The following is a 22,761-nucleotide window of genomic DNA, read 5'->3' as shown; positions in this document are numbered from 1 at the left end:
CCATCCTCCCATCCACCCCCGGGGGTGCTAGATTTGGGATCCTCCCCGCGAGTCTCCCGTGGTCGATGGCGTGCGAAGCCCGCCCCCGAAGTTGCGTGCCTGCGCGCCTCGCCACGTCTGCCGCTCCCACCACCGCACCTGGTGAACCCATGCGCTCCGCCGATCCCACCGCCCTCTGGGACACCATCCGACTTGGACTGTCCAAACAGCTTCCTGAAGCCAGCTTCAAGGAGTGGATCGCGCCCTGCGCACCCCTGAAGGTCGAGGACGGCATCCTCTGGATCCAGGTTCCGAGCGCCGCCGCCAAGCTCTGGATCGAGCAGCAGCTGCCCGAGGAGTTCAATGACGCCTTGGCCCAGGGCGGGCTCGCGGATCTCCAACTGGTGTTCCAGGTGTCGGGCGTCTCACCCGTGGAGCCGAAGGCCGCGCCGCGGAAGCATGAATCCGGCAGCCATCCGGCACTGGAAGCGCCCACCACCTCCTTCCCCTACCTCTTCAATCGCTACACCCTCGACCGCTTCGTGGTGGGCCCGGGCAGCCAGTTGGCGTTCGCCGCCGCCAAGGCCGTGGTGGACAGCTACGGCAAGGCGGCTACCCCCCTCAGCATGAACCCGCTGTTCATCTACGGCGGCGCCGGCCTGGGCAAGACGCACCTCATGGTGGGCATTGGCAAGGGCCTGCTGGCGCGGAACCCCAAGCTGCGCGTGGCCTACCTCAAGGTGGACAACTTCTTCAACGAGCTCACCGTGGCCATCAAGGCCAAGAACACCGAGCCCATGCGTAAAAAATACCAGCAGAACGACGTGCTGCTGCTGGATGACGTGCAGACCCTGGGCAAGATGGAGCGCACGCAGGAGGAGATTTTCTACATCCTGGAATACCTCCTCCAGCACGGGAAGCAGATCGTCCTCACCTCGGACAAGCCCCCGCAGCGGCTGGAGGGCTGCCACGAGCGGCTCATCACCCGCTTCAAATGGGGCCTCACGGCTGACATCCAGCCCCCCGACTTCGAAACCCGCATCGCCATCCTGAAGAAGAAGCTTGAGGACGCGGATTTCAAGAGCGTTCCGCCCATCCCCGAGGACGTGCTCACCTTCATCGCCCACAAGGCCAAGGGCAGCGTGCGGGATCTGGAAGGCTTCCTCACCCGGGTGATCTTCCAGGCCAGCCTCATCGGGATACCCCCCACCCTGGAGGTGGCCCATGCGGCCTTCCAGGGCCAGAGCGGGGAGGAGCCCACGGCCGTCGTGCCGCCGGATCGGATCTACCGCATGACGGCCGAGACTTTCAACCTATCCTTCGTGGACCTGATGAAGAAGCGTTCACGCCAGCAAGCCGTCCTCGTGCCGCGCCAAGTGGCCATGTACCTGGCCCGGGAGATCGCCTCCGCCCCCTTCGCCGATATCGGGCGGTCGTTCAGCATGCATCACTCCACTGTGATGAACGCCATCGACTCGGTACGGGAACGCATGAAGCGCGATCCTGATTTCCACAGGATGGTCCAGGCCCTCTTGAATAGTATTCATTGATTTACAAGGGTTTAATATGTTTTCCACAGACCGACGGTCGACGGAATCCGCAACACGCCCTGTTCGCCCACAAGGATCTCGCCAGGATCCCTGGTTCCGCAGCACCGCAAGGGGTCTCCACAGCCTGTCCCATGCAGGGAAACTCCGGTAAGATAGGGCTTTGAGACGTCTTTCCACAGGTTGTCCTGGGCTTCAGCATCATCAAGGGTGATTCATGAGTCTTCAGTTACAGGTTTCCAAGGATCGTCTGGATCGCACCCTTGGGATCCTGAAGCACGCCTTGGACCGCCGGGTCACGTTGCCCATCCTCCAGCACATCCTTGTGGACGTGCGGCCGAAGGAGGTGGTGCTCAAGGCCACGGACATGGAGCTGGCCTTCGAAGCCACCGTGCCTGGCGAGGGCCAGGGCGAGTGGACCATGGCCGTACCCGGCAAGAAGTTCATCGAGACTGTGCGAGTCTTCCCGGAAGGAATCCTGAGTTTGGAATGCCCGGACGCTGGAGGCCGTTTATGGCTCCGGGCGAAGGGGATGAACTCCGAACACAACATTCAGCCCGGAGAGGGCTTCCCGGAGCTCCCAGGGCCCAGCAAACAGCTTCCTGTCGTGAAGATCCCCGTGCTTCGCTTCAAAAGGGCCATTCAGCTCGGTTCCATCGCCGTCAGCAAGGACGCCACCAAGCCCACCTTGTCCGCGGTGCTGGTGCACCTCTCCAAGCACCACGTGCGCGTGGTGTCCACGGACGGGTTCCGGCTCGCCGTGGCCGAGGTTCCCTGCGACACGAAGCTGAAGGAGGAAGTCCGCCTCATCGTCCCCAAGCGGGCCCTGGACCTCATTCCCACGCTGCTGGGAGACGAGGGCGAGGTCGAGCTCTGCTGGGACGGCACGACCCTCTTCCTGGACCAACCGGGCCTGAAATTCAGCACCCGCCTCGTCACGGGCAACTACCCAGCCTACGAGAAGGTCCTGCCCGCCGAGTTGCCCAAGCGCGTGATCATGGATCGCGAAGTCTTCCTCCGCACCCTCCGCTTCGTGGGCCTGAAGAAGGACGACTACAACAAGAACGTGCGCCTGTTCTACGAATTCCCCAACCTGCGCACGGTCTTCCAGCACCCGGACGAGGGTGTGAACCAGGCCACGCTGCCCTTCACGGGCGAAGAACAGCCCTTCGAACTGGCCTTCAACATCGACTACCTCACCGAGCTGCTGGAGCGGCTGCCGGGCGACGAGGTGGTCTACCAGTTCAAGGACGAGGTGGGCCAGGGCGTCTTCATGTCCCCCAGCCTCGAGGATTTCAGCTTCCGTTATGTCCTCATGCCTGTTCGCTTTGCCACCAGCGCCACGGCCTGATCGGCGCCTGCAGCACCGTACCGCACACCACCGTACCCAACCAAGTGAGTTTTGATGTCTGAAGAAGTCTCCCGCGCCCGCGTTCACACCCCCCTGGAAACCGACAGCTACACCGCCGACAACATCACAGTCTTGAGGGATCTCGAGGCCGTGCGCAAGCGTCCCGGCATGTACATCGGCGACACCGATGACGGCAGCGGCCTGCACCACATGGTCTACGAGGTGGTGGACAACTCCGTCGACGAAGCCCTGGCGGGTTTCTGCAGCCGCGTGGACGTCATTCTCCACAACGATGGCAGCTGCACGGTGGAGGACAACGGCCGCGGCATCCCTGTGGACATCCACAAGGAGGAGGGCCGCAGCGCCGCCGAAGTGATCATGACGGTGCTCCATGCCGGTGGGAAATTCGACAACACTAGCACCGAGGGCAAGAACGCCTACAAGGTGTCCGGCGGCCTGCACGGGGTGGGTGTTTCCTGCGTGAACGCCCTGTCCTCCAAGCTTTGGCTCACGGTCTGGAAGGAGGGTCAGGAGTACGCCATGACCTTCTCCCAGGGCAAGGCCGACGCCCCCCTCAAGCCCGTCGGGCCCACGGCCAGGCGCGGCACCCGCGTGCGCTTCCAGCCTGACCCGGAAGTGTTCAACAACGTCCTCGACTTCAGCTTCGAGACCCTGAGCCAGCGCCTGCGCGAGCTGAGCTACCTCAACCAGGGCGTCCACATCCGCATCACAGATGAGCGCACTGGCGACACCCACGATTTCATGAACGCCGGCGGCATCAGCGCCTTCGTGGAGCACCTGAACCGCAACAAGCCGGTCCTCCACAAGCCCCCGATCTACATCAAGGACGAGAAGCAGGACACCACGGTCGAGGTGGCCCTCCAGTGGAACGACTCCTACCAGGAGACCCTCTACTGCTTCACCAACAACATCCGCAACCGCGATGGCGGCGCGCATCTGGAGGGCTTCCGGGCCGCCATGACGCGTGTCATCAACAGCTATGCCGAGAAGAACAACCTGCTGAAGAGCGCCAAGGTGACCCTCTCCGGCGAGGACGTCCGCGAAGGCCTGACGGCGGTCTTGAGCGCCAAGGTTCCTGATCCCAAGTTTTCCAGTCAGACCAAAGACCGCCTCGTCTCCAGCGAGGTGAAGGGCATCGTCCAGACCATCGTCTATGAGAAGCTCTCGGCGTTCTTCGAGGAGAACCCCCGGGAAGCCAAGGCCATCTTGGAAAAGGCCATCGAAGCCGCCCGCGCCCGCGAAGCGGCCCGCCGGGCCCGCGACCTGACCCGCCGCAAGGGTGCCCTGGACGGGGGCGGCCTGCCCGGCAAGCTGGCGGACTGCCAGGAGAAGGATCCGGCCCTCAGTGAGATCTTCCTGGTGGAAGGCGACTCCGCCGGCGGCAGCGCCAAGCAGGGTCGCCACCGGGCCACCCAGGCCATCCTGCCCCTCAAGGGCAAGGTCCTGAACGTGGAGAAGGCCCGCTTCGACAAGATTCTCGGGCACAACGAGCTGCGCGTGCTCATCCAGGCGCTGGGCACGGGCATCGGCAAGGAGGAGTTCAAGGTCGAGAACCTCCGCTACCACAAGATCGTGCTGATGACCGACGCCGACGTGGACGGCTCCCACATCCGCACCCTCCTCCTCACGTTCTTCTACCGGCAGATGCCCGAGCTCGTGGCGCGCGGTCACCTCTACATCGCCCAGCCGCCGCTCTACAAGGTGAAGAAGGGCAAGACGGAAAAGTACCTCAAGGACGAACGGGCCCTGGAGGAGTTCCTCTTCCAGAAGGCCCTGGACGGCTGGACCCTCAGCCTGCCGGACGGCACGGAGCACAAGGGCGCGACCCTGGTGCGCGAGATGAAGAAGTGGGGCGAGGTGCAGCAGCTCTTCAGCAAGCTGGACCGCCGCGGTTATGCCCGGCCCCTGGTGCGCGCCCTCCTGGCCGATGGCCTCCTGGACGCCGATCGGTTCCAGAGCCGCGAAGGCCTCGAGGAACTGGCCGCCGCCATCACCCGCGAGAAGCTCGGCACCTGCGAGATCGAGACCGTCGAGGCCATGGAACTGCCCGGAGAAGGGGAGGGCGCCGATCCCCTACAGGTTCCCGCCTCCCACCGCCTCCGGCTGGTGCGTATGCACTTAAGCCGACCCATTACCCTCTGGATCGACAGCCAGGTGGCTCACTGGGGCGAGTTCCGCCGGCTAGCCACCCTCCAGGTCGAACTGGCCGGGTTCCGCGGGGGCGAGCTGCGGCTCCGCCGACTCAAGGACGTCAAGGACGCGCCCAAGGACAAGGACGCCGAGGATGAGGTCGAGGAGGGCGCGCCCAAGCTCAACAAGGAGCACGTGTTCACCGACCCGGAGGACATGCTGGCCATGGTCCTGGAAGAGGGCAAACGGGGCCTGGGCATCCAGCGCTACAAGGGCCTGGGCGAGATGAACCCCGAGCAGCTCTGGGAGACCACCATGGATCCCGAGCGCCGCACCCTGCTGCAGGTCCGCGTGGACGACGCCGTGGAGGCCGACGAGATCTTCACCGTCCTCATGGGCGACGCCGTGGAACCTCGACGCCGCTTCATCGAGACCAACGCCCTCCTCGCGGAGAACATCGACATCTAAGTCTTGTTTTTGCAGGATGTCGAGCAGAGTTCCACGTAGAACACCGGGAAACCCATGAGCCTGAATCGTATCGAACCCCTGGAAATCGAAAAGGAAATGCGGAAGTCCTACCTGGACTACGCCATGAGCGTCATCGTGGGGCGGGCCCTGCCCGACGTGCGGGACGGCCTCAAGCCGGTGCACCGGCGGGTGCTGTACGCCATGAAGGAGGCCGGGAACGAGTGGAACCGGGCCTACAAGAAGTCCGCCCGCACCGTGGGCGATGTGATGGGTAAGTACCACCCCCATGGCGACTCGGCCATCTACGACACCCTGGTCCGCATGGCCCAGCCCTTTTCCATGCGGCATGTGCTGGTGGACGGCCAGGGCAACTTCGGTTCCATCGACGGTGATTCTGCCGCGGCCATGCGCTACACCGAGGCCCGCCTCTCCCGGGTCGCCAACGAAATGATGGCCGACATCGACCAGGACACGGTGGACTTCGGACCCAACTACGACGGCAGCATGCAGGAGCCCCTCGTCCTGCCGGCCCGGTTCCCGAACCTCCTGGTGAACGGCTCTCAGGGCATCGCCGTGGGCATGGCCACCAGCATCCCGCCCCACAACCTGCGGGAGTGCTGCCGGGCCCTGATCGACCTGATCGACCGCCCCAGCATCGCCATGGAAGCCCTGATGGCCCACATCAAGGGCCCCGATTTCCCGGGCGGCGGCATCATGCTGGGCACCGAAGGGGTCGTGGACGCCTATCGGACAGGCCGCGGCCGCTGTGTGGTGCGCGCGAAGTCCCACGTGGAGCAGATCAAGCGGGCGGGTGACCGCGAGCAGCTGGTCTTCACAGAACTGCCCTACCAGGTGAACAAGTCCACCCTTATCGAGAAGATCGCCGAGCTGGTCCGCGACAAGAAGATCGACGGCATCAGCGACCTGCGCGACGAAAGCGATCGCGAGGGCATCCGCCTGGTGGTGGAGCTGAAGAAGAACGAGCCCAGCGACATCGTGCTCAACCAGCTCTACCAGCAGACCCAGCTCCAGAACAGCTTCCCCATCACCATGCTGGCCATCGTGAACGGCCAGCCCCGCGTCTGCACCCTTCGCGAGATCCTGCAGGAGTTCATCGGCTTCCGCCGCGAGGTGGTGACCCGCCGGACCCTGTTCCAGCTGCGGAAAGCCGAGGAGCGCCACCACGTCCTGATGGGCCTCAAGATCGCCCTGGACCACCTGGACGCGGTCATCAAGCTCATCCGAGCCGCCAAGAGCCCCGAAGAAGCCAAGGCTGGCCTCATGGCCGGGGCCTTTGCCACCGCAGCAGCGATCAAGAAGGACCGCAGCCTCTGCCTTTCGGCCGTGCAGGCCCAGGCCATCCTGGACATGCGCCTCCAGCGCCTCACTGGCCTGGAGCGCGAGAAGATCCTCGACGAGCTGGCCGAACTGGAAAAGGTCATCGCGAAGCTCAAGGCCATCCTGGCCGACGAGACGCTGCTCCTGAAGGTCATCAAGGAAGAGCTGCAGCAGGTGGCCGACCAGTTCGGCAATGACCGTCGCACCGAGATCGTAGGCTACTCCGGCGAGATCCGCATGGAGGACGTGGTGCCTGACGACCCCATGGTCGTCACCATGTCCAAGGCCGGTTACATCAAGCGCACCGACCTCAACGCCTACCGCCGCCAGCGCCGGGGCGGCAGGGGCAAGGTGGGCATGAAGACCAAGGACGAAGATTTCGTCGAGCAGCTCTTCATGACCAAGGCCCATGACACCCTCATGGCCTTCACGGACAAGGGCATTGTCTATGCGCTGAAGGTCTATGACCTGCCCGAGGCGGCCGCCTCCACCCGGGGCAAGCACATCCGCAACCTCATTTCCCTGAAGGATGGGGAGAGTGTGGTGACCCTGATGGCCCTGCGGGAGTTCCCAGAGGGGGAAAACCTGGTCTTCGCCACCAGTGACGGCACCGTGAAGAAGTCCAGCCTGGCGGCCTACGCCAACATCCGGGCCAACGGCCTCATCGCCCTCAACATCGATGACGGGAACGCCCTCGTGGCCGTGCGGCGGTCCACGGGTACCCAGCAGATCGTCCTCGCCACGGCCCAGGGCAAGGCCATCCGCTTCCCCGAGGAGGATGTCCGCGCCACGGGTCGCGCCACCACGGGTGTGCGGGGCATGAAGCTGGCCGCCAAGGACCACATCGTGGATATGGAAGTGGCCGACCCCCTGCCGGACCTGCCGGAAGGTGTGGAGCCCGACGAAAGCACCGAAGACCACGGCATGCTGCTCACGGTCTGCGAGAAGGGCTACGGCAAGCGCAGCCTCCTCCAGGACTACCGGCTCCAGGGCCGGGGCGGCACGGGCGTCATCAACATCCGCGCCGGCGTCCGCAACGGCCAGGTGGTGGGCTTCAAGCTCGTCAAGCCCGGGGAAGGGTGCCTGCTCATCAGCCAGGAGGGCATGGTCATCCGCTTCCTCATCGACGAGGTCCGCAAGACCGGCCGCAACGCCCAGGGTGTCGGCCTCCTCAAGTTGGCCAGCGCCGAGGACCGCGTCGTGGGCCTCGCCAAGATCGATGCCAGCGCCATGGCCCTGGACGAAGAAGAGGAGCTCATTGAAGGGGAACCGGCCCATCCGGGCCCGGACGAAAGCGGCGAACAGCCGAAGCTCGGTCTGTAGTTCTCCACTCTTTTTGGTACGCACAGAACGGCGCGGGCTTGCTCGCGCCGTTCTGTGTCACAGGTAGGCCGCCCAGTCTCCGTCCGGCAGCTCCACGGCCTCCCGCTCCAGCCTGGGCAGGCGTTCCACATGGAACACATAGACCCAGGCCCGGTAGCGGTGGCCCCCCTCGAGGGTCACGGGCAGGATCTCGCGGGTGAAGAGGCCTTCCTCCACCCCCTCCAGCGGGTCCAGGTCCGCCAGGGCCGAATCGAGGTCCTTCTCGTCCTCATAGCCCACAAAATCGCCACGTATCCAGCCGGAGCCCGGAGGGGGCGTGGCGGGTTCAGGTCCGGGCACCAGGGCCGGGTGGCCCGTGGGCAGGTGGAAGAGCCGCCCGGCCACCCAGGCCCGAGTCAGCCCCTCGGGATGAGTACGCAGCAGCCACGCGTGGTTCGACCCACTTTCCCGAAGCGCCCCGTACACGAACAACCCATCGGCCGCGATCATGCTCACCCCACAAAAACATACCGCCAAAACGCAGAGCGCTTTGGCGGCGGTCGAGTTTCCCGAAAGCGAGCGCGCTATTCCGGAATGGGGAATTGGTCCGTGAGGTGGAAGACCTCCTGCCGGACGCGGGCGAAGGTGCTTTCGTCGCCCCGGTGCCGCAGAGTGACGTCGAAGAAGCGGGCGATCTGATCCATCTCCTCCTCCTTCATGCCGCGGGTGGTGAGGGCAGGGCTGCCCAGGCGGACACCCGAGGGCTTGAGGGGCGGGTTGGGGTCGAAGGGGATGCCGTTCTTGTTGGTGGTCATGCCGGCCCGGTGCAGGCAGGCCTCGGCCTCGTGGCCCAGGAGATCGTGATCGCGCAAATCCACCAGGAAGAGGTGGTTGTCTGTGCCGCCACTAACGATGCGCCAGCCGCGTTCCTGGAGGCCCTTGGCCAGGGCATGGGCGTTGCGGATCACCTGGCCGCTGTAAGCCTTGAACTCGGGCTGCATGATTTCGTGGTAAGCCACGGCCTTGGCGGCGATGACATGCATGAGGGGCCCGCCCTGGACGCCGGGGAAGACGGCGCGATCGATGTCCTTGGCATACTGGGACTTGCAGAGAATCATGCCGCCCCGGGGGCCGCGCATCGTCTTGTGAGTGGTGGTGGTGACATAATCCGCGTGGGGCACGGGGCTGGGGTGGTGGCCCGTAGCAACCAAGCCGGCGATGTGGGCCATGTCCACCATGAGGAGGGCACCCACCTCGTCGCAGATCTCCCGGAAGAGGGGGAAGTTCCAGGTGCGGCTGTAGGCCGAGGCCCCGACCACGATCATCTTCGGCTTGTGCTGCCGGGCCAGGTCGCGGACCTCGTCCATGTCCACCCGCTCGTCCTCCTGGCGCACGTGATAGGGCACGAACTTGTAGAGGATGCCGGAGCTGTTCAGGGGGTGGCCGTGGGTGAGGTGGCCGCCGTGGGCCAGGTCCAGGCCCATGACCGTATCGCCGGGCTTCAGGGCCGCGAGGTAGACCGCCATGTTGGCCTGCGCGCCACTGTGGGGCTGCACATTGGCGTGCTCGGCCCCGAAGATCTGCTTGGCGCGGTCGCGGGCGAGGTTTTCGACGATGTCCACCTGGCTGCAGCCGCCGTAGTAGCGCTTGCCCGGGTAGCCCTCGGCGTACTTGTTGGTGAAGTGCGAGCCCATGGTCTGCATGACGGCCCGGGAGGCGTAGTTCTCCGAGGCGATGAGTTCCAGGTGGTGCCGCTGGCGCTGGACCTCCAGCTCCAGGGCCTGGAACACAGCGGGATCGGCAGTTCGGATCACTTCGTACATGGCGGCGGCTCCAGGGTGATGCCCCTATCCTAGCCGCGGAGAGCCCCGGCCAAGGCACCCTCTTCGTGAGCGGAATCACAGGTCGGGGCCTGTGAGACACTGGAGGGCCGGAGTTCCCATGTCTTTCCTGCCGCCCCATGATGGTCCCGAATTGGAGCGCTTCGAGCATCCCCTGGCCAGCCGCTATGCCAGCAGGGCCATGGTGCGCCTGCTGTCGCCGCTGTACCGCCAGCGCGTCTGGCGGCGGCTCTGGATCGCGCTCGCAGAAGCCGAATCCGAGCTGGGCCTGCCGGTGACGGCCGCCCAGATCGCGGAACTGAAGGCCACCCAGGACGCCGTCGATCTCGAGGCCATCGCGAAGCACGAATCCGCCCTGCGCCACGATGTCATGGCCGCCATCCACGCCTGGGGCGAGCAGGCCCCCGGCGCCCGACCCATCCTCCACCTGGGCGCCACGAGCTGTTTCGTCACCGACAACGGGGACCTGCTCATCGCGCAGGAGGCCCTCGTCCTGCTGCGCCGTCGCCTCCAGGATGTCATCGCAGCCCTGGCCGCGTTTGCGGACCAGTGGCAGGATCAGCCCACCCTGGGCTTCACCCACTTCCAGCCCGCCCAGCCGACCACGGTGGGCAAACGGGCCACGCTCTGGATCCAGGACCTGCTCCTGGATCTGGAGGACCTGGACCACCTGATCCGCACGACGCCAGTGCGCGGCGTGAAGGGCACCACGGGCACCCAGGCCAGTTTCCTGGAGTTGTTTGAGGGGAACGGGGACAAGGTGGAGGCCCTGGAGCAGCGCTTCTGCGCCAAGGTGGGTTTCCCGGCCATCCCCGTCAGTGGCCAGACGGCCACCCGCAAGCTGGAAGACCGTATCGGCCAGGTACTCTGCGGCATCGCGGCCTCGGCCTCGAAATTCGCCTGCGACCTGCGCCTGCTCCAGCACCTGAAGGAAGTCGAGGAGCCCTTCGAGTCGAAGCAGATCGGTTCCAGCGCCATGCCCTACAAGCGCAACCCCATGCGCTCGGAGCGCATCAACAGCCTCGCCCGCTTCGTGCTGGGCCTCATGCCCTCCAGCTACCAGACCAGCGCCACGCAGTGGATGGAACGCACCCTGGACGACAGCGCCCACCGCCGCCTCACCATCAGCCAGGGCCTGCTGGCCGCGGACGCCATCCTGGTGCTGTTCCGCAACGTGGCCTCGGGCCTGGTGGTCTACCCGAAGATGATCGAGGCGCGCCTGGGCCAGGAGCTGCCCTTCATGGCCGCCGAAGTGCTGCTCATGGAGGCCGTGAAGCGCGGCGGCGACCGCCAGGATCTCCACGAACGCTTCCGGGGGGCGGCGCTGGAGGCGGGCCGTCGCATCAAGGCCGAGGGCCGGCCCAACGAGCTACTGAAGCTGCTGGCGGCGGACCCCGCCTGGGCCATGACCGAGGCCGAGCTGGCCGCCCTGCTGGACGCCCACCGCTTCACGGGCCGCGCCGGGGAGCAGGTGCGCCGGTTCCTGGCGGGACCCGTGGCCGCCGCCCTGAAAGACCATGCCCCGGCCGATGAAGCTACCGTCCGCGTTTGACCCCGCCCGCCACCAAGAGGATTTGACATGCTGAAACTTGCCGTGATCGGCGCCCAGACCCTGCTGGGTCGTGAACTTGTGGGGGCCCTCGAGGCCCGGGACGCATCGGTGCTGCCGTTGTCGATCGGTGCCCTCACCGTCGAGGAGGAGGTGGGCGACCTGGTGGTCTTCGCGCCCAGCCAGGCGCTCTTAGAAGGGATGGATGTGGTGATCCTGGCGGATACCCCCGACCTGGCCCTGCTGGAAGGCTTCCCGGGGCGCATCCTGGACCTCCGTTCCGAACCCGAAGCCCGGATTGATCCCATGCCCCTGGCGGGCCCCTGGCCCAAAGGGGCGAAATCCCTGCGGGGCCGGCCCGCTCTGGAACAGGTGCTGGCCCTCCTGCCCTCGCTGATCGAGGGCTTGGGCGAGGTCGGTGGCACCCACCTGCGTTCCGTGGCCTGGATGGGCGACCGGGGTCTGGACGGCCTCGTGGAACAGACCCTCGCCGTCCTCAACGGCGAGGACCCCGATCTGGCCAAGCTGGGCTACCGCCAGGCCTTCGAGGTGGTACCGGTCACCCCCGCCGCGGGCAAGGGCCGGCTCATGGAAATCCGGGTGCCCTCCTTCCATGGGGACCTGTTGATCCTCCAGATTCGCGCGGCGGAGGGGAAGACCCTGGCGAAGAAGGCGGCCCCGGCGGGCGTGGCCTGGGTGGACGCGGCGCCCAGCTCCCGGGACGTGGCCATCAGCCCCGACCTCCTGGCCTACCTGGACCTCGCGAGTGGTGGGCAGGCCGCCGTCCTCACCCTGGGCTTCGATCCCGTGCTGTGGGGGACGTTGCGGCCCACCATGCGCGTGTTGGGGCTGATGGACTGAAGGAACCATGGCGAAGAGCTCATGACAACACCCGACGAGGCCGCGATGAAGCCAGGCAGGAGGCACCACAAGGAAGGGCCCGCAGGGCAACGTGGTTCGTTGTTCAAGGGCGCTGACGCCGTGGGGCGCCTGCCTGGCTTCATCCCTCCGGGCGAGGGGCGGCGGGCGTCGCGATGCTTCGTCAGGCTCGTTTTGCGTAGTACCCGCTACGCTGCCACTCGCCTTCCTTGCCTCACTCGCCCGGCGCCCCTCGCGCGGCCCTGTGGGGTGTTGTCATGAGCTCTAGGAAGCTCGATGAACCCCAGGAACGCGGCGACTTCTTCAAGTCCCTGGGGAGCCTCTTTGCGGGCTTCGTGGCGAACCGTCTCGAGGAGGCAGTGACGAACCTGGGGCCCAAGCTGCTGCGCCCCCCCGGCGCCCTGGACGAGCTGGAATTCCTCACCAAGTGCACGCGCTGCGACAAGTGCATGCGAGCCTGCCCCGAGAACGCCATCCTCAAAGCCGGTCCCAGCGCGGGCCTGGGCCTGAACACCCCCTACCTCGATCCGAGGAGCATCCCCTGCTTCCTCTGCACCACGCTACCCTGCATCGCGGAGTGTGACGACGAGGCCCTGGTGTGGCCCCAGATCGTCCGGACCGACGGCACGGTGCTCGAGGGGCCGCGGGCCGTGCGCATGGGCACCGCCCGGGTGAAGCCGGGCCTCTGTGTCACCTGGGGCGACCTGGACCGGGAACCGCGCGCCTGCCGGGTCTGTGTGGACCGCTGTCCCTATCCCGAGGAGGCGATCCGGATCACGGCGCCCCGGGAAGGCGAGACCGTGGGCCATCCGGCGGTGGATGCGGACGTCTGCACGGGCTGCGGCTTGTGCGTCTTCGCCTGTCCCGCTGAACCGGTGGCCATCATCGTGGAACCGCGGCGGGGCTGAGGGTCAGGCGATGCTGATGCCCTGCAGCTCGGCCACCTCGTGGGCGTTGAAGCTGGAGCGCACCAGGGGACCGGCGTAGACGGTCTGAAACCCGAAGGCCTTGGCCTTGGTCCCCAGCTCCGCGAACGCCTCGGGGGGCACGTAGCGCTTCACGGGCAACTGGTGACGGGTGGGGCGCAGGTACTGGCCCAGGGTGAGGATGTCCACGCCATGCGCGGCCAGGGCCTCGAAGGTGGTCATGAGCTCGGTCTCGGTTTCGCCGAGCCCGAGCATGAGGCCGCTCTTGGTGCGGAACCCGGACCCATACAAGGCCGATCCGAGAGCCTTCGCGTGCGCCAGTACCCGAAGGCTCCGCTCGAACCGTCCCGCGGGCCGTACTTCAGGGTAGAGGCTGGGCACGGTTTCGGTGTTGTGGTTGAACACGGTAGGGCCCGCGGCCACCACCCGGGCGACGGCATCGAGATCGCCCAGGAAGTCTGGCACCAGCACCTCCACGCCCACGCCGGGATTGCGGCGCTTGATGGCCAGCACGGTTTCGGCGAAGTGGGCGGCACCGCCGTCTGGCAGGTCATCGCGGTTCACGCTGGTGAGCACGGCGAAGCGCAGGTTGAGGGCCGCCACGCGCTCGGCGGTCTCCTGGGGTTCGTGGGGGTCCAGGAGCCGGGGCCTGCCGCTCTGGATGCTGCAGAACCCGCAGGCCCGGGTGCAGACCTCGCCCATGAGCAGGAAGGTGGCGGTGCCATGGGTGAAGCAGTGGGTGCGGTTGGGGCAGCGGGCCTCTTCACAGACCGTGTGGAGGTGCGAGTCCCGCAGGTCCTTCTTCATGCCGTGCAGATCCCCGAGCTTCACCCGCTCCTTGGTGATCCAGTCGGGGAGGCGGGGGTGGCCATCGAGGACTTCGCGGCCCACGCGCTTGGAGAAACGGGCCATCGGGCCTCCTAGCGTTCCAGTCTCCCGTAGCACACCGGAATCTCCAAGCGTCCTTCCTCGCCGTGGGGAGGAAGAAGACGGGGCTCAGGCGCACCAGGGCCGCCGCCTGTGGCGTCCGTCAACCATTGTCCCCACAGGCTGCGCCAACCGCCATAATGAGTTCCTTTGGAGTGTGCCGGGTATGGCGTGGTTGGGCTGGGCAATGGCGGCGATGGTCCTCATGGGCCTGGGCAACGTGGGCATGAAGGCCGCAGGCCACCACGGGCTGCCGCCGGCGGCAGTCCTCTTCTGGGTGGTGGCCGGGGAGATGCCCCTGGCGCTGGCCTACTGGTGGTGGCGTGGGCGCCCCGGTGCGCCGGCCGGAGCCACGGCGTGGGCCCTGGTGGCGGGGATCTTCACCGCGGCCGCCCTGATCGCCGTGAACGAAAGCTTCTTTCGGGGCGCCAAGGCCGCCGTGGGCGTGGGCATCATGAATGCGAACTTCGTCCTCGTGGCCCTGATGGCCTTCTTTCTCTTCCGTGAGCACCTCCAGCCCTCCAAGCTGGTGGGACTCGCGGCCACCCTTTCCGGCCTCTGGCTGATGACCCGCTGAACCAGGATCCCAAAGATGGCCAATGTCCGACGCCTCCTGCTGGGCCGCCGCCTCGCCAGCGAGGAAAGCCACGAAGCTCGCATCAGCAACCCCATCGCCTTGGCGGTGTTCAGCTCGGATGCGCTCTCCTCTGTCGCCTACGCGACCGGCGAGATCATGGCCGTGCTCGGCCCCTACATGGCCATGGCCGCCTTCGGGCCGGCTGTGCTGTCCTGGTCCTGGCCCGTGGCCGTGGGCATCGTCCTGCTGTTGACGATCCTGACCATCAGCTATCGGCAGACCATCTTCGCCTACCCCAGTGGGGGCGGCGCCTACATCGTCGCCAAGGAGAACCTGGGCGAGCTGCCGGCCCAGGTGGCGGGGGCTTCCCTGCTGGTGGATTACGTGCTGACGGTGGCGGTGAGCGTCTCCGCGGGTGTCACCGCCATCACCAGCGCCTTCCCCGCTGCGGATGCCCACCGGGTGGTGCTCGCCTTCATGGTGGTCGCGGTCATCGGGCTGATCAACCTGCGGGGCGTCAAGGAAAGCGGGGCCGTGTTCTCGGTGCCCACCTATGGCTTCGTGATCTCGATGTTCGCGATCATCGGCCTCGGGTTCTGGCGCTATTTCACGGGCGGTGTCTCCATCGGCGAGCACCACGCGGTGGTGCCGCCACCCTTGCCGGGATGGCTGGCCGTCTGGGTATTCATGAAGGCCTACAGTGCGGGCTGCACGGCCCTGACCGGGGTGGAGGCCATCTCCAATGGCGTTTCCGCTTTCCGTGAGCCCACCGCCCGGAACGCGGGCAAGACCATGGTGTCCATGGTGCTGATGCTGGGCGCCATGTTCCTGGGCATCACATGGTTGGCCAATCACTTCGGCATCATGTATACCGGCGAGGGTGAATCCCTGCTCTCCATGCTGGAGCACCGGATTCTGGGGACCGGCCCTGGCCTTCCCCACCTCACCTACCTGATCATCCAGACCTTCACCATGCTGATCCTTTGCCTGGCCGCCAACACGGCCTATGCAGATTTCCCGCGGCTGGCGGCCATGATGGCCCGGGACGGGTTCCTGCCGCGCCAGTTCGCCAGCCAGGGGGATCGGCTGGTGTTCTCCAACGGCATCTTCATCCTGTCGTTTCTGTCGGGGGTCCTGCTCTGGCTCTTCAACGCTCGGGAGCACCACCTGCTGCCGCTGTATGCCGTGGGCGTGTTCCTGGGCTTCACCCTCTCCCAGACCGGCATGGTCCGCCATTGGCTCAAACTGCGGGGCCAGCGCTGGGCCCTCAAGTCGGTCATCAATGGGGCCGGCGCCCTGACGACGCTGATCGTGATGGCCGTCATCATCGTGACGAAGTTCACGCACGGTGCCTGGGTGGTGGTCCTGGTCCTGCCCGTGATGGTCATGGGCTTCTTCAACATCCACCGCCACTACATCCGCGTGAAGTCCATCCTGGCGGGCAGCCGGGCGGACTTCATCAGCCCCCGCAAGAACCGGGTGGTGGTGCTGGTGTCCGGCATCCACTCCGGGGTGGTGCAGGCCTTGAACTACGCCAAAGTGATCGCGGATCACGGGGAGGTCGAGGCCCTCACCGTGGACTTCCCCGATGAGCACGGTCGCGACAGCGCCGCTCTGGAGCGCCTGCGTTCAGACTGGCCCCGCTACTGCGAGGGCATCCCGCTCCGGTCCATCCGCAGCCCCTACCGGAAGATCGTGGAGCCGATCGTGGAGGAGCTGGATCGCATGCGGCGCGTGGAACCGGAGTACACCATCACCGTCATCCTGCCGGAATTCGTGACGGGTCACTGGTGGGCCAACATCCTGCACAATCAGACGGCCTGGCGCATCAAGGGCACCCTGCTCATGAAGCCCAAGACGGTGGTGATCTCCATTCCCTACCACCTGGAGCCCATACTGGAGTAGCTTTCTGTCCGGGAGACACGGATGCAGAGCTTGAGGCGGATCCTGCTGGGACGGCGGCTATCCAGCGAAGAGACGCAGCACACCAAGATCAGCAATCCCATCGCCCTGGCGGTGTTCAGCTCCGACGCGCTGTCCTCGGTGGCCTACGCCACCCAGGAGATCATGGCCTCCCTCTCGAGCACGATGGGCCAGGCCCTCGGGGCTGGGGCCCTGGCGGGCGCGTCGGCCTATGCCATGTTCGGCTGGTCCATCCCCGTGGCCTTGAGCATCGTGGGCCTGCTGGCCATCCTGGCTTTCAGTTACCGGCAGACGATCCTGGCCTACCCTGGGGGCGGCGGGGCCTACATCGTCGCCATGGAGAATCTGGGTGATCTCGCCGCCCTGACCGCCGGCGCCTCGCTCCTGCTCGACTACATCCTGACGGTGGCGGTGTCCGCATCCTCGGGTGTGGCGGCCATCACGGCCGCCCTGCCGGCCCTGGAGGGCCACAACGTCTCCTTGACGCTGCTGGCCATTGGGTTCATCGCCCTGATGAACTTGCGGGGGGTCAAGGAAAGCGGTGGCCTGTTCGCCATCCCCACCTACGGGTTCGTGGTCAGCGTCCTCCTGGTCCTGGGCTATGGAACCCTGAAGCTTGCCCTTCATGGGGGGCCCACGCCAGTCCAGGTCCAGCAGGCCGCTCAGCAAGGCACCCATCTGGCGGGCCTCACCATGGTGTGGGTGTTCATGCGGGCCTACAGCGCCGGCTGCACCGCCCTGACCGGGGTGGAGGCCATCAGCAACGGCACCACGGCCTTCCGCGACCCGGCCGGGCCCAATGCCGCCAAGACCATGATGTGGATGGTCGGCCTCCTGGCGGTCATGTTCTTGGGCATCACCCTCCTGGCGCATCGGTTCGGCGTGACCTATCAGCACAGCGCGGATCCATCCCTGGTCGCAGAAACCCTCCTGTCCAAGCTGAACAAGGCCGTCCTTGGGGACGTCAGCCATGGCCTCCCCAAGCTGATCTACTACGTGGCCCAAGGCTTCACCTTCGCCATCCTGGTGGTGGCGGCGAACACGGCCTTTGCGGATTTCCCTCGCCTGGCGGCCCTCCAGGCTCGGGATGGGTTTCTGCCGCGGCAGTTCGCCAGCCAGGGCGATCGCCTGGTGTTCTCCAATGGCATCCTCATCCTGTTCTTCTTCTCCGGCCTCCTGGTCTGGGCTTTCCATGCCAACACGGACATGCTGCTGCCTCTCTATGCGGCCGGCGTGTTCATGGGCTTCACCATCAGCCAGACGGGCATGGTGGCGCACTGGCGGAAGGTCCGGGGGCCCCACTGGCACGCCAAGGCAGCGGTGAACGGCCTGGGCGCCCTCACCGCCTGTGTCGTCCTGCTGGACATCGCCATCACCAAGTTCATTCACGGGGCCTGGATCGTGATCCTGCTGGTGCCCGTGCTGGTGGTGATCCACTACAACATCCGGCGCCACTACGTGGGCGTGAAGGGCAAACTCGCCGCCAGCCGGACGGACGCCACCCTACCCACCAAGCACCACGCCCTGGTGCTGGTGAACAGCATCCACCGCGGGGTGGTGCAGTCCCTGCTATACGGCCGCCATATCGCCGGGGACCGGGTGGAGGCCTTGACCGTGGACCTGGGTTCTGACGGCACACGGGAAAGCCGGGCCATGGAGAAGCTGCGATCGGACTGGAACATCTACGGCATGGGCGTACCCCTGCGCTGCATCCCCAGTCCCTACCGGAAGATCGTAGAGCCCATCCTGGTGGAGGTGGAGCGCATCAGGAACGCAGAGCCGGAGCTGGTCCTCACGGTGATCCTGCCGGAGTTCATCGCCCCCAAGTGGTGGCAGCAGTTCCTCCACAACCAGAGCGCCCTGCGGATCAAGGCCGCTCTGCTGACGAAGCCCGGCGTGATCGTGACGTCGGTGCCCCTGCTCCTGCCCTAGCGCATCCGGCCCGTGGGCCGGGCCAGCAGTTCCTGGCCGCTGAGCAGTTCCCCCAGGGTCCGGTGGCGGGGATCCAGGACCATGCACAGGAAGCTCAGGGGGAAGCAGAGCACGGACAGCATGTGGACCAGCGAGAAGGCCATCCGTCGCTCCGGCGAATTCTCGGGGAGGGTCACGCCGAAGGAGGCCATGAGGGGCGATTGTCCCGTGAGCGCCAAGGGGGCCATGAAGAGAATCCAGGACACGGCCAGGAGATAGGGCAATACCAGGGGCCAGGCTCCCGTCAGGAGCCGAGAGGGAGAGATACCCAAGACCCAGGCGGGAAGGGCCAGGGCCAGGCCCTGGACCAGGAGAAGCAGCAGGGCTTCGGTGGCCTCGACCTTCACCAAGGGCCAGAAGCTGGAAACCGGCTCTTGGAAGCCAAGGGCGGCCTGAGCGTGCGGCCCCTGACTGGGTGAGGGCGGGTGCGTGTCGGGCCGCTCCAGCTCCTCGGCGGTCACGTCCACGGCCACGGCCGCCACTCGGCCCAGGGCGGGGGCGGTCAGAGCGCGGGGAGGCGCTTCCAGGGGAACCTGGGCCAGGGCTGAGGCCTGGAAGAGCATGGGCCGGCCCTGCCGCGGCGGCGCCAACGTCAGGCCGCACTCCGGGCACTCCGCCGCGAGGGGGGAAAGCCGGGTCTGACAGCTGGGGCAGGTGCGCCGGGTGGAGGCGGTCATCATGCACCACTATCGGCCAGGGACCACCCATAGGGAAGGGCGGCCCGAACGGACAGCGCCCCAGCCAAGGCCGGGGCGCTGTCTGGAACAGGGGTAGGACTAAAGAACGTTCACAGCCTTCCAGGCGTTGTTCACGGTGGTGTACTCGACGGACCCGGCACCATAGAGATCCGTGGCGGCGTTCAGGGTGGCGACGCGGGCACCGGCGTAGTTGGTGCTGCTGGTCATGTAGACCGTCAGGGCGCGGAACCAGATGCGGGCGGCCTTGTCGTTACCCAGGCCGGCGATGCTGGTGACGCCGTTGGCCATGGGGGACTGGATGCCGTCCGAGAAGGTGTCGATCTGGCTGCCATGGGACAGCAGGAAGAAGAAGTGGTTCGCCACGCCCGAGCTGTAGTGGACATCCAGGCGGCCGAGGCTCTTGGACCAGGCGTCGGGGCTCTTGCCGTCCAGGCTGGGCTTGTGCATGAAGCGCAGGGGCCGGTAGTAGCTGGCGGTGGCCAGCTGCTCGCCGATGTAGTAGTTCGCCGCGGGCACGGCCTTGCTGGTGGAGGGCGTGGGAGTCGTGGTGCCCGTCCAGTAGACGTTGATGGTGGAGGTGATGTTGGTGTAGTTCGGCACAGTGGTGGTGCCGCCCCCGTGGGCCATGAATTCCACCATGGTGCCGTTGATATCCGAGTTGGCTTCGTTCAGGCCACCGGACTCGCCGCGGTAGGTGAGGTTGGCGGTGCGGGCGCAGACGCCGTGGCTCATCTCGTGGCCGGCCACGTCGATGGACTCGAGGGACTTGAAGGAGGAGCCGTCGCCGTAGGTCATGCAGAAACAACTGTCGGACCAGAAGGCGTTGTCATAGGCGCTGCTGTAGTGGACGCGGCTGTAGGTGGCCGTGCCGATGCCGTCAATGCCGTTCCGGCCGAAGATGTTCTTGTAGTAGTCGTAGGTGAGGCCCACACCGTAGTGGGCGTCCACGGCCGCCGTCTGGCCGTTGGCGTTGGTGGTACTCCCGCCGGCGATGTAGTTGGCGCCATCGCCCCAGGTGTTGTCGGCATCGTTATAGAGGGTGCCGGTGCCGGTGGTGGCGTGGTTGAGGTTGTAGGTCGCGAAGTTCATGCCACGGGCGGTGTCACGCAGGTCGTAGGTGGCGCCGTTGGCGGTGGTGTTGATGGCCACGGTGCCTGAGTACTGGGAGTTGCCGGTGCCGCTCACGGTGTGCAGGGTGCTCCACTGCTCCAGGATGGCGCCGCTGTGGGCGTCCACGAGGAAGTCGGTGTGGCGGGTCTCGGCGGCGCCGTTCTCCAGCTCAGTGTGGATGTGGTAGGCCAGGGTGGGCTGGCCGACGGTAGCGACCACCAGCTCGGAGGTGGGGGTGCTGGCATAGGCGCCCTTGGGGGCCAGGAACTGGTGGGCCGCAGCCAGGGCTTCCGAGGCACCGAGGGTGGGGGTGACGTTCAGGTTGAGGCCACGGACCAGCGCATCCGTGCGGCCGGTGATGGCGCCGCCCTTCATGTGCACGATGGTCTCGCCTTCAAAGACGCGGACGCCCTTGTAGAACTGGTTCATGCGGACGTGGGCCTCGCCGGTGGCCTCCTCGAATACGTTCTTGGTGGCGAAACCGGCGTTCCGGTCCAGGCCCAGCTGGAAGACGCGGGCGTCCAGGTGACGACGGGCCTCGTCGGCAATGGCGCTATCCACGGGACGGGCGGCAAAAGCCGGAACCATCAGGACGGCGGCGGCGGCAAGGCGAAGGGCGAGACGGGATGGCAAGGTGACCTCCAGGGAGCTTGAGCTCCAGATGGGTGGATGGGGATGACAAGGATTGAGGTGCGTGGATGAATGCTAGGTGCCAGAAGGCAAAAAACCCCTGTTAAGAGTTATGAATTTTTATGAGAATCAATTCTATTTGAGAGTTGGAAGCCCGCCCTGTCACCATCGGGGTTTTGGGGCCATGGAGGTCCCACCCCAGATACCTGGTGACGCCCGGCCCAAAAAAAGGACCCCCCGATGACCACCGCGATCCCCGGCGCCTTCCATCCGAGTACCCGGCTCTACCGATTCACCATCCTGATCTTCATCAGCCTGCTGGTGCTCGGGAGCTACTTCGCCTACGACAGCATCGGCGCCCTCGAGAACACCCTGATGGTCGAGCTGCATCTGGACCGCAGCACCATCGGGACGCTCTACGCGGCCTATTCGATCGCGGCCATCTTCATCGTGTTCTTCGGCGGCATGCTCTATGACCGGCTGGGGCCTCGGAAGGCCAGCCTGCTCTTCAGTCTCCTGGTCTTCGTGGGGGCGGCCGTCGTGGCAGTCGCTCAGGGCAAGTGGATGCTGATCTTCGGCCGCCTGATCTTCGGGGCGGGCTCGGAATCCCTCATCGTGGTCCAAAGCGCCATCATCAGTCGCTGGTTCAAAGGCAAGGAGATGGCCATGGCCTTCGGCATCGCCCTCACCCTCAGCCGGGTGGGCACGATGTTCGCTTTCAACACCGAGGAGCTCATCGCGGCCCATTTCCACAGCTTCCGCGCCGCCCTATGGGCTGCGGCCCTGCTCTGCCTCTTCTCGGTCCTCTGCAACCTCGTCTTCATCGCCATGGACCGCCACGGCGAGCGGGAGCTGTCCCTGCCCAAGGCCGCGGCCGGGGACACGATCGTTTTCGCCGACATCAAGAAGTTCACGTCCTCGTACTGGTTTGTGGTGCTGCTCTGCGTGACCTTCTATAGCGCCATCTTCCCCTTCACGGCGCTCTCCACGGACATGTTCCACGACAAGTGGGGCATTGCCTCGGTGCATGAGATGACCGGGGGCTTCATGACCAAGGTCTTCTTCAACTTCACCCACATGTTCAGCACGGCGCCGGGCATCACCAGCATCACCATCGCGGCCTCCATGCTCTTCGCGCCCTTCGCGGGCGGGCTGGTGGACCGCATCGGCCGTCGCGCCTCCCTGATGGTGGTGGGGTCCCTGCTCATGATCCCCGCGCACCTGCTCATGGGCATCACCCGCTGGAACCCCATCCCCATGATGGCCGTGCTCGGAGTGTCCTTCGTGCTGGTGCCCGCCGCCATGTGGCCTTCGGTACCCCTGGTGGTCGAGGAGAAGAGGGTAGGCACGGCCTTCGGGCTGATGACCATGATCCAGAATGGTGGACTGGCCCTGTTCCCCGTCCTCAACGGCTGGTTGCGGGACAAGACCGGAACCTACACCTCCACCCAAGTCATGTTCTCGGGCCTGGGCGTGGTGGGCCTGGTCTTCGCCTTCCTGCTCCTGCGCTCCGACAAGCGACATGGCGGCGTGCTTGAGGCCGGATCCTCCCCCCGGGGGTGAGCCCGGCGAGAGTAGACTGGGACCGGTTTTG

At 66.0% G+C, this 22,761-nt stretch carries 16 protein-coding genes; 11 read left to right on the top strand and 5 right to left on the bottom strand.

The features are described from left to right. The first annotated feature begins 149 nt into the window (after positions 1-149). The 4 genes from dnaA to gyrA all read left to right on the top strand — a co-directional run bounded on the left by dnaA (position 150) and on the right by gyrA (position 8,157). Entirely contained in the window at positions 150-1,529 is a 1,380-nt protein-coding gene (dnaA, locus tag NOV74_RS12370; protein WP_257312939.1) for a chromosomal replication initiator protein DnaA, read from the top strand. A gap of 214 nt (positions 1,530-1,743) precedes the next feature. Next, complete coding sequence (dnaN, locus tag NOV74_RS12365) at positions 1,744-2,877, top strand: DNA polymerase III subunit beta (RefSeq protein WP_257312936.1); 1,134 nt, start codon at positions 1,744-1,746, stop codon at positions 2,875-2,877. A gap of 54 nt (positions 2,878-2,931) precedes the next feature. Beyond that, positions 2,932-5,496, top strand: coding sequence for a DNA topoisomerase (ATP-hydrolyzing) subunit B (gene gyrB, locus NOV74_RS12360; RefSeq protein ID WP_257312933.1), 2,565 nt, complete (start codon positions 2,932-2,934; stop codon positions 5,494-5,496). A gap of 54 nt (positions 5,497-5,550) precedes the next feature. Continuing rightward, positions 5,551-8,157 (top strand): DNA gyrase subunit A, encoded by a 2,607-nt coding sequence (gene gyrA, locus NOV74_RS12355; protein ID WP_257312931.1) that lies wholly within the window; start codon positions 5,551-5,553, stop codon positions 8,155-8,157. 57 nt (positions 8,158-8,214) lie between these two features. Here gyrA and NOV74_RS12350 read toward each other — a convergent pair whose 3' ends face one another. Together NOV74_RS12350 and glyA are read right to left on the bottom strand one after the other, a co-directional pair. Beyond that, the gene (locus NOV74_RS12350) at positions 8,215-8,646 is read right to left on the bottom strand and encodes a gamma-glutamylcyclotransferase family protein (RefSeq protein WP_257312928.1); all 432 of its coding nucleotides are present in this window, start codon (positions 8,644-8,646) and stop codon (positions 8,215-8,217) included. A 74-nt stretch (positions 8,647-8,720) separates the two neighbouring features. Beyond that, the gene (gene glyA, locus NOV74_RS12345; RefSeq protein WP_257312925.1) at positions 8,721-9,959 is read right to left on the bottom strand and encodes a serine hydroxymethyltransferase; all 1,239 of its coding nucleotides are present in this window, start codon (positions 9,957-9,959) and stop codon (positions 8,721-8,723) included. A gap of 118 nt (positions 9,960-10,077) precedes the next feature. Between glyA and purB the strand changes: the two genes are divergently transcribed. From purB to NOV74_RS12330, 3 genes are all read left to right on the top strand, one after another. Then, a complete protein-coding gene (purB, locus tag NOV74_RS12340) occupies positions 10,078-11,529 on the top strand; it encodes an adenylosuccinate lyase (protein WP_257312923.1) in 1,452 nt (483 codons plus the stop codon). Positions 11,530-11,556: 27 nt separating this feature from the next. Then, on the top strand, positions 11,557-12,387 hold the full coding sequence (locus NOV74_RS12335) for a hypothetical protein (protein WP_257312921.1): 831 nt from the start codon (positions 11,557-11,559) through the stop codon (positions 12,385-12,387). Between the two features lie 275 nt (positions 12,388-12,662). After that, a complete protein-coding gene (locus NOV74_RS12330; RefSeq protein ID WP_257312919.1) occupies positions 12,663-13,313 on the top strand; it encodes a 4Fe-4S dicluster domain-containing protein in 651 nt (216 codons plus the stop codon). Between the two features lie 3 nt (positions 13,314-13,316). Here the strand turns inward: NOV74_RS12330 and lipA are convergent, their stop codons facing one another. After that, positions 13,317-14,243 carry a lipoyl synthase gene (gene lipA, locus NOV74_RS12325; RefSeq protein WP_257312915.1) on the bottom strand — a complete coding sequence of 309 codons (927 nt, stop codon included), beginning with the start codon at positions 14,241-14,243 and terminating at the stop codon, positions 13,317-13,319. Between the two features lie 181 nt (positions 14,244-14,424). Here lipA and NOV74_RS12320 point away from each other — a divergent pair, with 181 nt between their 5' ends. From NOV74_RS12320 to NOV74_RS12310, 3 genes are read left to right on the top strand one after another with little or no spacing between them, the layout of a single operon-like run. Next, on the top strand, positions 14,425-14,835 hold the full coding sequence (locus NOV74_RS12320) for an EamA family transporter (RefSeq protein ID WP_257312912.1): 411 nt from the start codon (positions 14,425-14,427) through the stop codon (positions 14,833-14,835). Positions 14,836-14,850: 15 nt separating this feature from the next. Continuing rightward, positions 14,851-16,740 carry an APC family permease gene (locus NOV74_RS12315; protein WP_257312910.1) on the top strand — a complete coding sequence of 630 codons (1,890 nt, stop codon included), beginning with the start codon at positions 14,851-14,853 and terminating at the stop codon, positions 16,738-16,740. Positions 16,741-16,761: 21 nt separating this feature from the next. Then, positions 16,762-18,690, top strand: a complete 1,929-nt coding sequence (locus tag NOV74_RS12310) for an APC family permease (RefSeq protein ID WP_257312907.1) — start codon at positions 16,762-16,764, stop codon at positions 18,688-18,690. Here the strand turns inward: NOV74_RS12310 and NOV74_RS12305 are convergent. Both NOV74_RS12305 and NOV74_RS12300 read right to left on the bottom strand, forming a co-directional pair. Beyond that, positions 18,687-19,406, bottom strand: a complete 720-nt coding sequence (locus tag NOV74_RS12305; protein WP_257312905.1) for a hypothetical protein — start codon at positions 19,404-19,406, stop codon at positions 18,687-18,689. The genes NOV74_RS12310 and NOV74_RS12305 overlap by 4 nt on opposite strands. A gap of 99 nt (positions 19,407-19,505) precedes the next feature. Further along, the gene (locus NOV74_RS12300; RefSeq protein WP_257312902.1) at positions 19,506-21,170 is read right to left on the bottom strand and encodes a M4 family metallopeptidase; all 1,665 of its coding nucleotides are present in this window, start codon (positions 21,168-21,170) and stop codon (positions 19,506-19,508) included. A gap of 237 nt (positions 21,171-21,407) precedes the next feature. Between NOV74_RS12300 and NOV74_RS12295 the strand changes: the two genes are divergently transcribed. Further along, positions 21,408-22,730: an MFS transporter gene (locus NOV74_RS12295; RefSeq protein WP_257312900.1), complete on the top strand. Its 1,323-nt coding sequence runs from the start codon at positions 21,408-21,410 to the stop codon at positions 22,728-22,730. Positions 22,731-22,761: the final 31 nt, after the last annotated feature.

Source organism: Geothrix fuzhouensis, from assembly GCF_024609325.1.
Taxonomy (GTDB): Bacteria; Acidobacteriota; Holophagae; order Holophagales; family Holophagaceae; genus Geothrix; species Geothrix fuzhouensis.
The sequence above is the reverse complement of the archived record's forward strand: the minus strand, read 5'-3'. Positions and strand labels throughout refer to the sequence as shown.

Bases quoted from the DNA above. Each gene is read 5' to 3' on its own strand.
- NOV74_RS12315 (WP_257312910.1), top strand. From the start codon at position 14,851: ATGGCCAATGTCCGACGCCTCCTGCTGGGCCGCCGCCTCGCCAGCGAG.
- lipA (WP_257312915.1), bottom strand. From the start codon at position 14,243: ATGGCCCGTTTCTCCAAGCGCGTGGGCCGCGAAGTCCTCGATGGCCAC.
- gyrB (WP_257312933.1), top strand. From the start codon at position 2,932: ATGTCTGAAGAAGTCTCCCGCGCCCGCGTTCACACCCCCCTGGAAACC.
- purB (WP_257312923.1), top strand. From the start codon at position 10,078: ATGTCTTTCCTGCCGCCCCATGATGGTCCCGAATTGGAGCGCTTCGAG.
- NOV74_RS12320 (WP_257312912.1), top strand. From the start codon at position 14,425: ATGGCGTGGTTGGGCTGGGCAATGGCGGCGATGGTCCTCATGGGCCTG.
- NOV74_RS12310 (WP_257312907.1), top strand. From the start codon at position 16,762: ATGCAGAGCTTGAGGCGGATCCTGCTGGGACGGCGGCTATCCAGCGAA.
- NOV74_RS12350 (WP_257312928.1), bottom strand. From the start codon at position 8,646: ATGATCGCGGCCGATGGGTTGTTCGTGTACGGGGCGCTTCGGGAAAGT.
- glyA (WP_257312925.1), bottom strand. From the start codon at position 9,959: ATGTACGAAGTGATCCGAACTGCCGATCCCGCTGTGTTCCAGGCCCTG.
- NOV74_RS12305 (WP_257312905.1), bottom strand. From the start codon at position 19,406: ATGACCGCCTCCACCCGGCGCACCTGCCCCAGCTGTCAGACCCGGCTT.
- dnaA (WP_257312939.1), top strand. From the start codon at position 150: ATGCGCTCCGCCGATCCCACCGCCCTCTGGGACACCATCCGACTTGGA.
- NOV74_RS12295 (WP_257312900.1), top strand. From the start codon at position 21,408: ATGACCACCGCGATCCCCGGCGCCTTCCATCCGAGTACCCGGCTCTAC.
- NOV74_RS12335 (WP_257312921.1), top strand. From the start codon at position 11,557: ATGCTGAAACTTGCCGTGATCGGCGCCCAGACCCTGCTGGGTCGTGAA.
- gyrA (WP_257312931.1), top strand. From the start codon at position 5,551: ATGAGCCTGAATCGTATCGAACCCCTGGAAATCGAAAAGGAAATGCGG.
- dnaN (WP_257312936.1), top strand. From the start codon at position 1,744: ATGAGTCTTCAGTTACAGGTTTCCAAGGATCGTCTGGATCGCACCCTT.
- NOV74_RS12330 (WP_257312919.1), top strand. From the start codon at position 12,663: ATGAGCTCTAGGAAGCTCGATGAACCCCAGGAACGCGGCGACTTCTTC.